13 protein-coding genes are annotated in these 14,041 nt (G+C 51.0%); all 13 read left to right on the plus strand.

The window, feature by feature from the left end; translation table 11 throughout:
- The first annotated feature begins 165 nt into the window (after nucleotides 1–165).
- Nucleotides 166–531: a DNA-directed RNA polymerase subunit omega gene (gene rpoZ, locus F457_RS0100490; RefSeq protein WP_018979164.1), complete on the plus strand. Its 366-nt coding sequence runs from the start codon at nucleotides 166–168 to the stop codon at nucleotides 529–531.
- Nucleotides 532–585: 54 nt separating this feature from the next.
- The gene (locus tag F457_RS0100495; RefSeq protein ID WP_018979165.1) at nucleotides 586–2,901 is read left to right on the plus strand and encodes a RelA/SpoT family protein; all 2,316 of its coding nucleotides are present in this window, start codon (nucleotides 586–588) and stop codon (nucleotides 2,899–2,901) included.
- A 5-nt stretch (nucleotides 2,902–2,906) separates the two neighbouring features.
- Complete coding sequence (gene acpS, locus F457_RS0100500) at nucleotides 2,907–3,371, plus strand: holo-ACP synthase (RefSeq protein WP_040920523.1); 465 nt, start codon at nucleotides 2,907–2,909, stop codon at nucleotides 3,369–3,371.
- Nucleotides 3,372–3,380: 9 nt separating this feature from the next.
- A complete protein-coding gene (gene lepB / locus F457_RS0100505; protein ID WP_018979167.1) occupies nucleotides 3,381–4,220 on the plus strand; it encodes a signal peptidase I in 840 nt (279 codons plus the stop codon).
- Nucleotides 4,220–4,972 carry a ribonuclease III gene (rnc, locus tag F457_RS0100510; protein ID WP_018979168.1) on the plus strand — a complete coding sequence of 251 codons (753 nt, stop codon included), beginning with the start codon at nucleotides 4,220–4,222 and terminating at the stop codon, nucleotides 4,970–4,972. Before lepB ends, rnc begins: the two co-directional genes overlap by 1 nt.
- Complete coding sequence (gene era, locus F457_RS0100515; RefSeq protein WP_018979169.1) at nucleotides 4,965–5,870, plus strand: GTPase Era; 906 nt, start codon at nucleotides 4,965–4,967, stop codon at nucleotides 5,868–5,870. Before rnc ends, era begins: the two co-directional genes overlap by 8 nt.
- 109 nt (nucleotides 5,871–5,979) lie before the next feature.
- Nucleotides 5,980–6,744, plus strand: coding sequence for a UMP kinase (gene pyrH, locus F457_RS0100520; protein ID WP_018979170.1), 765 nt, complete (start codon nucleotides 5,980–5,982; stop codon nucleotides 6,742–6,744).
- A gap of 51 nt (nucleotides 6,745–6,795) precedes the next feature.
- On the plus strand, nucleotides 6,796–7,362 hold the full coding sequence (gene frr, locus F457_RS0100525) for a ribosome recycling factor (RefSeq protein ID WP_018979171.1): 567 nt from the start codon (nucleotides 6,796–6,798) through the stop codon (nucleotides 7,360–7,362).
- Between the two features lie 13 nt (nucleotides 7,363–7,375).
- Nucleotides 7,376–8,146, plus strand: a complete 771-nt coding sequence (gene uppS, locus F457_RS0100530) for a polyprenyl diphosphate synthase (RefSeq protein ID WP_026294045.1) — start codon at nucleotides 7,376–7,378, stop codon at nucleotides 8,144–8,146.
- Nucleotides 8,143–8,916, plus strand: coding sequence for a phosphatidate cytidylyltransferase (locus F457_RS11760; protein ID WP_018979173.1), 774 nt, complete (start codon nucleotides 8,143–8,145; stop codon nucleotides 8,914–8,916). Before uppS ends, F457_RS11760 begins: the two co-directional genes overlap by 4 nt.
- Before the next feature lie 106 nt (nucleotides 8,917–9,022).
- Entirely contained in the window at nucleotides 9,023–10,201 is a 1,179-nt protein-coding gene (dxr, locus tag F457_RS0100540; protein ID WP_018979174.1) for a 1-deoxy-D-xylulose-5-phosphate reductoisomerase, read from the plus strand.
- Entirely contained in the window at nucleotides 10,198–11,304 is a 1,107-nt protein-coding gene (rseP, locus tag F457_RS0100545) for an RIP metalloprotease RseP (RefSeq protein ID WP_026294046.1), read from the plus strand. Before dxr ends, rseP begins: the two co-directional genes overlap by 4 nt.
- Before the next feature lie 171 nt (nucleotides 11,305–11,475).
- On the plus strand, nucleotides 11,476–14,010 hold the full coding sequence (gene bamA, locus F457_RS0100550) for an outer membrane protein assembly factor BamA (RefSeq protein WP_018979176.1): 2,535 nt from the start codon (nucleotides 11,476–11,478) through the stop codon (nucleotides 14,008–14,010).
- Nucleotides 14,011–14,041 lie beyond the last annotated feature (31 nt).

Below are 14,041 nucleotides of genomic sequence, written 5' to 3' on the forward strand. Positions count from 1 at the left end.
TAATCGTATCGTTTTACTACGAGAAAGACAAGAAGCCAGCTTTGCATTGCGTCAATAAAATGCTTCATGATAGACTGGAAGGGAAAACTCACAACCATTTTAGATAATAGCAATGGTTGTGAGTGGGCAGTGATTTGTTTCTGAGATGAAGAGGAAGCCAGTTTTATGGCGCGCGTAACGGTCGAAGATTGCATTGAGAAGGTTTCCAACCGCTTTGAGCTGGTGCTGCTGGCTGCACAGCGCGCGCGCGGCCTGTCTCGTGGGGAAGAAATGAAGGTTTCACGTGATAACGACAAGAATTCTGTCGTTGCCTTGCGTGAGATTGCAGAAGATCACGTTAATCTTGATGAGCTACGCAATGGTATTGTGCGCTCAATGGGTCATCAGCCTGAGGTTGAGCCTGCTGATGAAGAAGTGATGGATTTGATCCCAACTGATCAGAATATCTTTGGTTTGCAGGATGTCTCTGCAGAAGAAGAAGCGTCTCATAAGGCTGCTGATTCGACAGAGACAGGGCGTGGGCGCCGCTAAAACGCGTTTATGTCTGTGTGTCTTGGATCGTAATCAGCAGGTAGAGGCTGCACCATGATGACCATGCCGTCTTCTCCCATCTCTCCATTGGAGGAACGGCATCCTGCCGAGGAGAGCCTCCCTGCTGATGCGTTCCGTCCGTCCATCAGTGGTTTGTTGGAACGGATCAAAAGTTACGATCCCTATGCTGACCTCGCTCAGGTTGAGGCGGCTTATGCGATTGCAGCAGAAGCGCATAGAGGGCAATGCCGCGATAATGGTGACCCTTATATTACGCACCCGATTGCGGTTGCGAATATTTTGGCAGGATTCCGTATGGACCCCGTGTCCATCATGGTGGGTCTCCTGCATGATACTGTTGAAGATACTGGCGTTTCGCGCGAGCTTCTAGAGCGTCAGTTTGGGCAGGATGTTGCGTCTATTGTTGATGGCGTGACGAAATTGACGCGGCTGGAATTACAGTCCGATCGCACCAAGCAGGCGGAGAATTTCCGTAAGCTTGTCTTGGCCATGTCGCGTGATATTCGTGTGCTGATCGTCAAGTTGGCTGATCGGTTGCACAACATGCGTACGCTCCATTATGTGCAGCGTCTTGACCGGCGGCAACGTATTTCGCGTGAGACGCTGGATATTTACGCCCCGCTTGCCGAGCGCATCGGTATGGATCGCGTTAAGACAGAGCTCCAAGATGTCGCTTTTGTTAATTTAGAACCAGAAGCTGATGCGACGATCCGTGCACGTTTGAATTATCTCCGCGGGCAGGGCGCGGATATGATTGAGCAGATCCGTCGTGAGCTCGTGCGGTTGTGCCAAGAGGCCGGGCTCAAAGATGTTGAAGTGATGGGGCGCGAGAAATCTCCTTATTCTATTTGGGAGAAAATGAAACGCCGCAATGTCGCTTTTGAGCAGCTTTCCGATATTATGGCGTTCCGTATTGTCGTGCCAACGCGTGATACATGTTACGCGGCGTTGGGGGCTGTTCATGCGGCTTATCCGATGATTGCTGGGCGCTTTAAAGATTATATTTCAACGCCTAAAGCTAATGGGTATCAGTCCCTTCATACGGGGGTGACATTATACCGGCCTCATAGCCAGAAAATTGAGGTGCAGATCCGTACGCCAGAGATGCATGACCTTGCTGAAAACGGGGTCGCTTCTCACTGGGCCTATAAAGAGCAAAGCACACCGGCAGAGAATGAAGCGGCTGTTCTTTCAGAAACCTTTGAGACCTACACCCGTAAGTTGCGTTGGGTGCAGGATCTGCTCGATATTTTGGAAGATAGCCAAGAGCCTAATGAGTTTCTTGAGAATACGAAGCTAGAGCTCTATCAAGACCAAGTTTTTTGCTTCACGCCTAAAGGAAAGCTCATTCCGCTGCCTCGTGGCGCTACGCCTGTTGACTTTGCTTATGCTGTGCATAGCCAAGTTGGGGATCGTTGCGTGGGCGCTAAGGTCAATGGGCGTCTTGTCCCTTTGCGTCATACGCTCGAAAATGGTGACCAGGTTGATGTGATGACGGCGCGTGGTGGGGCGCCTTCTCCATCATGGGAGCGGTTTGTTGTTACAGGCAAAGCGCGTGCGCGTGTCAGGCGTTTTGTAGCGCTTCAGCAGCGGCAAAGCCATTTGGATAATGGACGCGGGGCGATTGCGCGGGCTTTCCGGCAGAAGAGCGTTGATGGGTCGGAAAAGGTGCTGGAACGCATCTTACAGCCCTTAAAGCAGCGTAGTTTGACTGATCTCTACGTGGCTGTCGGTGCTGGGCAGATTGAAGCACGCGATGTTGTCGGAACGGCTTATCCTGAGCTTGCCCGCCAAGGGCGCGCACCGCGTGTGGTGCCAGGGCTTTCCCCTCGGTTGGAAGCGCGGGTGGATCAACGGCCCGTCCATCATCATAAAGGGTATGAGGGTTCCATCCTTAACGGTGTTGGACGTGGCATTGAGGTGCATTTTGCCGGATGTTGTCGCCCCATCCCTGGTGACCGTGTGGTAGGGATTATCGCACAGAGTCGCGGTGTGACGGTGCATCGGCGGGAATGTCATAATCTTTCTGTCTTTGCAGAGACGCCGGAGCGCTTTTTAGAAGTATCTTGGAATGAAGAAGCCGTTGATAGCACGCGTAAAGATGCGCCACGTTACACAGCACGTCTTTCTGTCGTTGCGGGGAATGACCCGGCTGTTTTGGCTGCTTTGACCAATTTGGCCACGCGGCATGAGGCCAGTGTGGTGAATTTACGCATTACCAATCGACAGCTCGATTTTATGGAGATTCTCGTCGATATTGAGGTTAAACATCTCAAACATATGGCGACAGTTTTAGCGGCTTTCCGGGTGGCTGATGGCGTTATACAGGTGGAAAGAGCAAAGGGGTGACGGCCATGATTGTGGGGATGGGCGTTGACCTTTGCATGATCTCGCGTATTGAAGGCGTATTCTCTCGCCATGGGGATGCGTTTTTGGAACGTGTTTTTACTGAAGATGAGCGCGCTTATGTGGAGCGCTTGCGAGGGAGTGTTCGCTTTGGCGGTTATGCTAAGCGCTGGGCTGCGAAAGAAGCGTGCGCTAAAGCGTTAGGAACGGGTTTTACTAAAGGGGTTTCCTTTCAGGATATTTCTGTTGGTCGTCACCATAATGGCGCTCCACGGCTTTATGTGAGTGGAGCCGCTGAGCGTGCTTTATGGGCATTGGTGCCGCAGGGTATGGTGCCGGAACTCTTTATTAGTTTAAGTGATGATCCGCCTTTCGCGATGGCTCAGGTGATTATACAAGTGCGCGATCATGGTTCAGATGATACCTATGGGCGTAGTGAAGACCGCTTCTCCGAAGCGTCTTATCGGGAGTAGGAGAACGGTATGAGTGTTTATAATAAGGGCGCGGAGCCAGACCAGCAGGAAAACTGGGGCGACATTGTGCGCCAGATTGTTATTTTAGTGGTCGTGATTTTTGGGGTGCGCTCTTTTTTCATTGAGCCTTTTAATATTCCGTCCGGCTCGATGATCCCAACCTTGCAAATTGGGGACTTTGTGCTCGTGACGAAACCGAGCTACGGCTATTCACGCTATTCCTTCCCGTTTTCCTTGTCACTGTTCTCAGGGCGTGTTTTTGGCAGTTTGCCACATCGCGGGGATGTCGCAGTTTTCCGTTACACGCAAGATACATCCATTGATTATATCAAACGTATTGTTGGCCTGCCTGGGGATCATATTCGTGTCACAGCAGGGAAGCTTATCCTGAATGGTCAGGAGCTTCCACGGCAGTCGATGGGGGCTTATTCGTTCCGTGATGAGATGGGAACAAATTTTTCGGGTGAACGCTACCGGGAGACGCTCACACGTGAGAATGGCAAGGGTTCAGTCACCCATGATGTGTTGAAGCTGACGGATGAAGGGCCAGCGAACAACACAACTGAGTATGTCGTGCCGCAGGGTTGTCTGTTTGCGATGGGTGATGATCGCGACGATAGTTCCGATAGTCGTTTTCAAGGTGGGCGTGAAACAGGGAAATGTGCGGCGCCTGCAGGGAATGATTTTCTTCGTGCGTCTGATCGTGATCTAGGATTTGTGCCAGTTGAAAACCTCGTCGGGCATGCGCAATTCGTTCTCTTCTCTATTGATCTAAAGCACCCATCTTGGCAGTTCTGGTATTGGCCTGCCGAGATCCGTTGGGGGCGTTTTTTGCACGGTGTTCATTAATGGCAGAGCAGGGGAATCCAGCTCAAACGATTGAGCGTTTGCTGCATTATCAGTTTGCGCGCTCCGAGCTGTTGCATGAGGCTTTGACGCATCGTTCAGCCTTGTCGCGTCGTCCGCCTAAGGGAAAGGGGCGTTCTGGGCAACAATCCAAGCGATCTCACACGAAAGGGCAAGGCTCTAATGAGCGTCTTGAGTTTGTCGGGGATCGCGTTCTTGGCTTGGTGATGGCTGAATGGCTTTTTGAGCGCTATCCTCAGGAGCAAGAAGGGGCCTTAGGGGCACGGCATGCTCATCTGGTCTCTCGTCCTGTGTTGGCAGAGGTTGCGGATGCGATCTCCTTGGCAGATATGCTCCATATCGCACAACATGAAGAGGCGGCCGGTATTCGCACACTTGCAAGCGTTCGCGCCGATGCGATGGAAGCTCTTTTAGGGGCGATTTATCTTGATGGTGGCCTAGAGCCTGCGCGCCGCATTGTGCGGCAGCTATGGGGAAAGAGCATCGAGAGTGGGGCGCGCCCGCATAAAGAACCTAAAACATTGCTTCAAGAGTTTTTGCTAGGCCGCGGTGAGTCTTTGCCGTGTTATGAAATGGTATCGTCTGATGGGCCGTCTCATGCTCCTGTTTTTTGTGTGCAGGTGCAAGCAATGGGTCACACTGGGCATGGGCAAGCGGGAAGTAAGCGTTTGGCCGAAAGTGCTGCAGCAAAAGATTTGCTTCATAAGTTAGGGCAGGAGAAAAAGCATGCCTGATCACCTCTCGTCACGTTGTGGCTTCGTTGCGCTCGTAGGGGCGCCCAACGCTGGGAAATCCACGCTCCTTAACCGCATGGCGGGCGCTAAGCTCTCCATTGTTAGTCCCAAGGCGCAGACAACGCGTTTTCGGACATTGGGCATCGTCATGCGGGAGCAGACGCAGCTAATTTTTGTTGATCTTCCAGGGATTTTCAAACCAAAACGACGGCTTGACCGGGCAATGGTGAACGCGGCGTGGAGTGGTGCTCAGGATGCTGACCTGACGCTCTTTATGATTGATGCGCGGCGTGGCTTGGCTGATGATGTGCGCGAGATTATGGGACGGCTCGCCGAGAGCAAGCGTACCATTTGGCTTGTGCTTAACAAGACAGACATGGTGACCCCACAGCAGCTCCTGCCTTTAACGCAAGAGGTGAGTGATACGCTGAAAGTTGACCAGGTTTTTATGGTCAGCGCACGCTCTGGTGACGGTGTGGACGAGCTCTTGGATCATTTAGCGCGAGCTATGCCAGAAGGTCCATATCTTTACCCTGAAGATGATTTAACAGATTTGCCTGATCGCTTGTTGGCTGCTGAAATGGTGCGTGAGCAAGTGTTCTTACAAACGCATGAAGAAATCCCGTACCATGCGACGGTTGAAACAGAATCGTTTAAACAACGTCGTGATGGGTCGGTGCGGATTGATGTGACGATTTATGTCTCTCGCCCTGGTCATAAGGCTATTTTGATTGGGGAAAGAGGCAATCGAATCCGTGAAATTGGCACGCGGGCACGGCATTATCTGGAGCCATTGCTGGACTGTCCTTGTCATTTATTCCTGAATGTGAAGGAACGTGCCGAGTGGGATAAGGAGACAGCCCGTTTACGTGCACTGGGTCTTGATGAGTATGGCTAAGCTTTTCGCAAAGGAGTTGCGCTCTCTGACTTGTTCCCAGAGGCGTGGCTCTGTATGTAGAGGGAACCGTATTTTTCAAAGACATCAGAGTTAAGAGAGCCGGCACGATATGAGCACCGCTGCGCGAGAACAGAAGTTTCCCTATAAACGCGTCCTGCTCAAGGTGTCAGGTGAAGCGTTAATGGGTAAGGGGTCTTCTGGTGTAGATCCCGAAATGGTGGACATGGTGGCCGCCGATATTGCTGCGGTTGCGGCTAAAGGCGGGCAAGTTTGCTTGGTTGTTGGCGGGGGAAATATCTTCCGTGGATTAGCTGCTGCCGCTAAGGGAATGGATCGCGTTCAAGGCGATTATGCCGGAATGCTCGCAACGGTCATCAATGCTCTGATGCTCCAGAATGCTCTTGAGCGGCGTGAGATTGAAACGCGTGTGATGACAGCGATCCGGATGGAATCGATTGCGGAGCCGTATATCCGCCGTCGTGCTGTGCGTCATATGGAAAAAGGGCGCGTTGTAATTTTTGCAGCAGGCACAGGGAACCCATTCTTCACGACCGACACAGCTGCCGCATTGCGTGCTAACGAAATGGAGTGTGACGCTCTGTTTAAAGGCACGCAGGTAGATGGTGTCTATGCCGCCGACCCACGTCATCATCCTGATGCGGAGCGTTATGATGAGCTAACCTATATGGATGCGCTTGCTCGTAATCTTCAGGTGATGGATGCCGCGGCGGTGAGCTTGGCACGAGAGAACTCCTTGCCTATCGTCGTCTTCAACATTCATGCTCCAGGCGCTTTTGCGACGGCGATGCGTGGAGAAGGGCGTTTTACCCGGATTGTCGAAAAGAGCACGGGAACAGAGCCTTCAGGCTCTTAAGATTAAGACATTATTGCGAGAGAGTACTGTCTTAAACGAAAGGAATTATCCATGAGTGTCGAATTAAATGATCTCCTTGAAGACCTAAAGCGTCGTATGGAAGGCGCTCTTGAGAGTTTGCGCCGTGACCTTTCGGGGTTACGCTCAGGCCGTGCAAGCCCAAATTTGCTCGAGCCTATTCGTGTTGAAGCGTATGGTTCTGTCATGCCGATGTCTCAGGTGGGGTCGATTGCCGTGCCAGAAGCACGGATGTTGACGGTTTCTGTTTGGGATAATGCTCTGGTTGGGGCTGTTGAGCGTGCTATTCGCGATAGCGGTTTAGGCCTAAACCCTGCCGCTGAAGGGCAGACCATTCGGGTGCCGATCCCACAGTTGACGGAAGAACGCCGCAAAGAGATGGCCAAAGCTGCGGCTCGTTATGCTGAGAATGCTCGTATTGCTGTGCGCGGCGTGCGTCGTGATGGTATGGACACGACAAAGGCGCAGGAAAAGAAAAGCGAGATCAGTCAGGATGATATGAAGAGCTGGACAGCGGCTATTCAGAAGCTGACAGACGAGCATATTAGCAAGGTTGATTCGATTCTTGCTGATAAAGAACGCGACATCAAGCAGGTCTGATGGCGGTAAGACGTTGACTTCTTCTTCTCACTCTTCTGCCTCTACTACGCTAGGGGCAGAGGTGACACCGCGGCATATCGCCATCATTATGGACGGTAATGGGCGCTGGGCGCGGCGCCGTGGTGTGCCTGTAGCGCAGGGCCATAAGGAAGGCGGCGAGGCCGTGCAGCGTTGCGTGCGTGCGGCCCTGAAAAATGAGGTGCCGTTCCTCACGCTGTACGCTTTTTCTTCCGAAAACTGGCGTCGCTCTCATGAGGAAGTGGGAGAGTTGACGTCTCTGCTGCGTTTTTATCTCAAGCACAAACTCGCTGATTTGCACCGCCAAGGTGTGCGGTTGCGCATTATTGGAGAGCCGGAGCATTTCGGTGCTGCTGTATGTCAGGAGCTCCAACGTGCGGAAGAAAAAACAGCGCAAAATAAGCGTTTAACGATGCTTTTAGCGTTGTCTTATGGTGGTCGTGCTGAGATGGTCGGGGCTGCTCGCTCGTTGGCCTGTAAAGTTGAAGCAGGCCTCCTTCATGCTGATGATATTGATGAAGCTGCCTTAAGTGCCTCACTGCAAACACATGATATTCCCGATCCTGACGTGATTGTACGAACCAGTGGTGAGAAGCGTCTGTCCAATTTCCTTTTATGGCAATCGGCTTATGCTGAGCTTATTTTTTTAGAAAAACTATGGCCTGATTTTCAGGAGAGTGACTTTTCAGAAATTATAAAGCGTTATGCACGTCGTCAGCGTCGTTTTGGCGGAAGACCTTCAGGAGAGGAGAAAGCATCATCGTGACGGAACTTCAGAAGCGTCTGTTGTCGAGTGCTGTTTTGGTTCCTGTGGCGGTGGCCTGCTTATGGTATGGGCGCTGGGCGTATGACGCCCTTATCTTGGCCGTTATGGTGGGGATGGTCTGGGAAGGAGCCACGCTACTTGGGCAGAAGATGCGCTGTTTGCGTGGCGCTTTGCTTTTACTATGGCCATTTTGTGCCGGTGTTTTGGCTATTAAAGAACAATGGTTAAGCGTTCTCTATCTTGCTCTGGCGGCGCTTTTCTTTGGTGTGCGTCTATGGGGGGCTGTTCTCGTCTCCCTTATCGGAGGAAGCGCGTTACTCTATTTGCGTGCTCGCCCCGATGGGTTGTATGAAACCTTATTCGTTATGGCTGTTGTCGTAGCAAGTGATAGCAGTGCCTATGCGGTTGGACGGCTTATAGGGGGAGCGAAGTTGGCGCCCTCTATTTCTCCGGGGAAAACGATTTCTGGCTCTATTGGTGGGTTGGTAGGGGCTGCTCTTATGGGCGGCGTGATTGCCTATTGTGCCATGGGGCATTGGTGTGGCTCTGCTTTCCTTTGGGGAGCCGTGGTTGGTGTGGCCGCTCAATGTGGGGATTTAGGCGAGAGTGCGTTTAAGCGTCGTCTTGGCGTTAAGGACTCTGGTGCTCTTATCCCGGGGCATGGCGGTTTATTAGATCGTTTTGATGGTCTTCTTTTGGCAGCACCTTTAGCGGCATTGATTGCATTTTTGAGCCACCACAAGCCTTTATGGCTGTTGGGGGTTGGATAGTCTTGCTCTAAGAAGAGCCAAGTTTTGTTAGTCGATCATGGTTAGTGTGAACAGTATTTGATCGACATGTTTCGTAAACATGACGTGAGGTGAGGAGCGTAGTCTCATGACAGATGGCCCTAGACGGCGGCGTATCAGCGTATTGGGAAGTACTGGCAGCATCGGGACGTCAACGGTTGATCTGCTAAAACGCATAGCGGACGATATTACGGTGCGTGCTTTAGTTGGTGGGCAAAATGCGCAGCTTTTGGCGCAGCAAGCGCGTGAACTAAAGGCCGAATGGGCGGTGATCCATGATGAAACCCGTTATGAAGAGCTTAAAGCCCTTCTTGATGGGAGTGGTGTGCGCGTTGCGGCGGGGCGTCAGGCTGTGATTGAGGCAGGTGCTTTGGAGGCAGATTGGACGATGGCGGCCATTACCGGTGCGGCCGGTCTCGCGCCAACACTGGAAGCTGTCAAAAACGGGAATGCTGTCGCTCTTGCTAACAAAGAGGCGCTTGTGTGTGCGGGCGATGTGATGCTGCAGGCCGTGAAAGATGCGGGCGCTACGCTTTTGCCGGTTGATTCGGAACATAACGCCATTGCTCAATCCCTTGGCGATAATGACCCAGCCTCTGTCGAGAAAATTATCCTCACGGCTTCTGGAGGGCCCTTCCGCACGGCAACGCGTGAGGAAATGGCTGTTGCAACCCCAGAGCAAGCACTGAAACACCCGACTTGGTCTATGGGAGCGAAAATCACGATTGATTCGGCTTCTATGGCAAATAAAGGCCTTGAGGTGATTGAAGCAGCCCGGCTATTTGGGCTTGATGAACAGCAGATTGACGTGCTTGTTCATCCACAATCAGCCGTGCATGGGATGGTGCGCTATAAGGATGGAAGCTTTGTGGCACAGATGGGGTCAGCAGATATGCGCATTCCCATCTCACACACGTTAGCGTGGCCTACGCGTATGGAAACACCCTGTGAACGCTTAGATTTTGCAAAAATGGGGACGATGACCTTTGAAGAGGCTGATGAGACGCGCTTTATTCCATTGCGTCTTGCTCGACAGGTGTTGCGCGCTGGTGGTATGGCAGCGACGGTTTTTTCTGCTGCGAATGAAGTGGCTGTTGAAGCGTTCTTGGATGGACGGATCCGTTTCCTTGGTATTGGTGAGCTGATTGATGCATCATTGCAAGCGATGCCGAGCAACCCAGAACCACAAGAACTTGACGATATTTATGAGTGGGATCGGCGCGGGCGTGAGTTGGCGCGTGAGCAGATCGCTCGGATGGGATCATGATGCACACGGTTGAGAGTATTCTTATAGGCATTTTAGTGCTGAGCGTGGTCGTTTTTGTCCATGAGCTTGGGCATTATTTAGCGGCGCGCTGGCGGCATATTAAGGTGGATGTTTTTTCCATCGGTTTCGGCCCGGCCCTTACGTCATGGTATGATCGTGCAGGAACACGTTGGCAGTTAAGCGCTCTTCCTTTGGGAGGATACGTAAAGCTGCACGGCTTCGGAGGGGATGATTCTTCTGATGAGGCTGTTGACGATGATGAAGCTTTCCATAGAAAGCCGGTCTTGTCGCGCGCAATCGTGACGGTCATGGGACCAGTCTTTAATTTCATTTTCACGATTATCATTTTCATCGGATTATTTGGCTTTTATGGCCATTCTGAGGTTCGTCCAGATGTTGGAGAGATTGAACCAGGGAGTGTCGCTCAAAAAGCAGGCCTTCATGTTGGTGATCATCTGACGTCTCTTAATGGTCGCACGCTTTTGGGCGTGGCTGATTTACAGGCCCAGATTAGCGCTCATCCAGGAGAGAATGTAACACTGGGTTTGAGCCGCCAAGGGCAGGACTTGGCGTTGCCGCTTACTCTAGGGGAAAAAGGGCAGACTGGTCATAAAACGGGCTATCTGGGTGTTAGGTTTAGCATTGTTATCGGTAAGGCGCTGCCGTTCTATAAAGCCGTCCCTATGGCTTTTGAAAAAACGTGGGATCTGTGTGTGCAGGTTTTACAAAGCGTGTGGCAGATTATCAGTGGCCAGCGTAGCGCGTCTCAGCTTTCGGGGACGATTGGTATTATCCACGCCTCTGGACAGGTGGCCCATTATGGTTGGGTGAGTTTGCTGCTGTTCGTTGCTGCTATTTCAACGAGTTTGGGTCTCTTTAATCTTTTCCCGATCCCGATGCTTGATGGTGGCCATCTGGTTTTTTATGCGGCAGAGGCTATTATGGGGCGCCCTGTATCTGAGCGTGTGCAGGGATATGCTCTGCAAGCTGGTTTAAGCCTTGTCTTAGTCTTGTTCTTATTTACGGGATATAATGACTTGAGAAATTTAGGTTTTTTCCACAAGATTGAAAGCATCTCTCATTGGGTATTTTCACAGCATTAGTGCAATGGTAAGAGATGACATGTGAGAATATGCGAAAAATGTCATTATGAGGCCTTAGTGTTTGCTTCTTTTCGCATGTATCTCTTGCGCAGAGGGTGAGTTTTCAGATACCTCGCATAAGACATGGCGCGATAGGGTCTTTATAAGAATCTGGGACGAGGAATACCGGTTTTGTCAGGAATACGCATAGAAGGTCTTCGGCCTGTAGCCGTCCGATTAGCTCTGCTGGCCTCGGCCTGCTTGTTTCCTGCCTATTTTTGTGATGCAGAGGCGGCGTCTGTTCATCGTCAGACCTCTTATCACACAAAAAGGCACCACCAGAACGCTGCACGTCATAGCGTTGCTGTGGGTAAGCAGGACACCTCCCAAGTGCCTGAAGGGGGTGTTGCCGAATCTATTGTTGTCAAAGGCAATACGCGCATTGAGACAAGCACTGTCCTTTCCTATATGGTGGTGCAGCCTGGTGACAGTTTCAATAGGGATGCCTTAAATAGGTCGTTAAAAACACTTTATGCGACGGGATTGTTTCGCGATGTGACCTTTCGTCGTGAAGGCTCCACATTGCTGGTGCAGCTGGTTGAAAACCCTATTGTGAACCGTATTGTTTTTGAGGGAAATCACGCCCTTAAAGACGCTGAAATTATGAAGGAACTAAACCTTCGTCCACGTGCTGTGTTTTCAACACAGACTATTGCGGCTGATCGTCAAAAGATTTTGAATATGTATGCGGGTCGGGCGCGTTATGGTGCAACGGTGACACCGCAGATTATTCGCCTATCGCATAACCGTGTTGATGTTATTTTTAATATCAATGAAGCACGTCAAAGCCTCGTGAAGAAAATTGTCTTCGTCGGCAATCATTCTTTTAGCGAAGCGGCATTGTCGAATGTCGTATCATCTAAAGAATCTTCCTGGTATCGCTTTTTCTCTTCTTCAGATGAATATAACCCAGAGCGTGTGCGGTATGATGCGGAGCTTATGCGTCGTTTCTACTTGCATAATGGGTTTGTTGATTTCCGTATGATTGATGCGACGGGTGAACTGTCGCCAGATCATAAGACGTTCTACATCACCTTTACCTTTAAGGAAGGCCCACGTTACCGGCTAGGTAAGATTGATGTGCGGTCTAATATCCATCACGTAACAGCGAAAATGATGAGACCTCACATTGAGGTCTATAAGAACCAATATTACGACGGAACGGCTATTCAAAATAACTCAACCGATATGCAGGATTGGTTGCAGGGTAATGGCCATCCATTCGCTATGGTGCGGACGGAAATCGCTCGTAACCCTGAAAAGAAGATTGTTAATCTTCTCTATGACATTGTCGAAGGCCCTCATGTTTATGTCGAGCGTTTAGACGTCAACGGAAATACGATCACACGTGATTCGGTCATCCGCCGGAACTTACCTGTTGCCGAGGGTGATGCTTACACGCCGTCGACCCGCAAGTATGCGCGTATGGCGTTACAGGATCTTGGCTATTTTAGCAGTGTTTCAGTGGATCAAAACCAAGGTTCGGCGCCTGATAAAGTGGATCTAAGCGCCAATGTGACTGAAAAACCGACGGGGGAATTCTCTCTCGGTGGTGGTTATTCAACCGACGTGGGTGTGCTTGGGAACCTCGCGTTGAAGCAACATAACTTGCTTGGAACAGGGGTTGATGCAGGGTTCTCCGGTACGGTGGCCTATTATGAAAAGCAAGCCGATTTATCATTGACGGACCCATATTTCCTTGGGCGTAACTTTGTTGCGGGTGCTGATATTTATTTCGTGCAGAATAATTATCAGACATATCAGAGCTATAATGAAGGACAATATGGTCTCTCACTGCGTTTAGGTTATGCGTATAACCGCTATCTCTCGCAGTCATGGACTTATACGCTGGTTGATCGTCATGTCGGGAATTCGTACCCGCATACAGAGTATCCCGGATTCAGAGATGACGTTTCTTCCATTTACGTGTTGCAGTCAGCAGGTTGGTCGCTCCTTTCCCAGATCAGTACGACGTTGACATATGACCGCCGCGATAACCGTATGAACCCACATTCTGGTTTTATGCTGTCTGCGACGGGTGATTTTGCTGGTTTAGGCGGGGATGAAAAATATGCCCGTGGCAAGTTTACGGGTGCTTACTATATTCCCCTTGATGATATTACCGGGAGCCATAGCTGGACGATCCAATTAAAGGGTGGTGTTGGCTATATGGGCGACTGGGGCGGCCGCCATAGTGACCGTAATATTATTGATAACTTCTATCTCGGTGGTCAGAATTTACGCGGCTTCCTCCAAGGGGGTGTTGGGCCACGTTCCGGCCATATTCGCGGTGCTAACGGCCAATGGATACCGGGCTATGGTGGGCAGGAAGATCTGTTGGGGGGGCGTTTTATGTACACGGCCTCTGCTCAGCTGAACTTCCCACTGCCGATGGGGGATTCCTTTGGTATTTCCGGTCGTGGGTTTATTGATGCTGGTAGCTTGGCCGGGACACGTGTCCGTCGCCATTATACCAGTCAAAGCCAGGACGGGTCACTCTTTACTCCTATTAATGGGAATACCTTTACACCGCGTGTTGCCGGCGGTTTGGGGGTTTCGTGGCAGAGCCCATTTGGTCTTGTTAATATTGATGGTGCCGTGCCTATTCATAAGGAACGTGGTGACCGCGTTTATCCTATTCGTTTTGGGTTCGGGCAGCAGTTTTAATTCTGTGTTGTGTCGTAATTCCCTTTTTACT

Source organism: Saccharibacter floricola DSM 15669 (assembly GCF_000378165.1).
Classification (GTDB): domain Bacteria; phylum Pseudomonadota; class Alphaproteobacteria; order Acetobacterales; family Acetobacteraceae; genus Saccharibacter; species Saccharibacter floricola.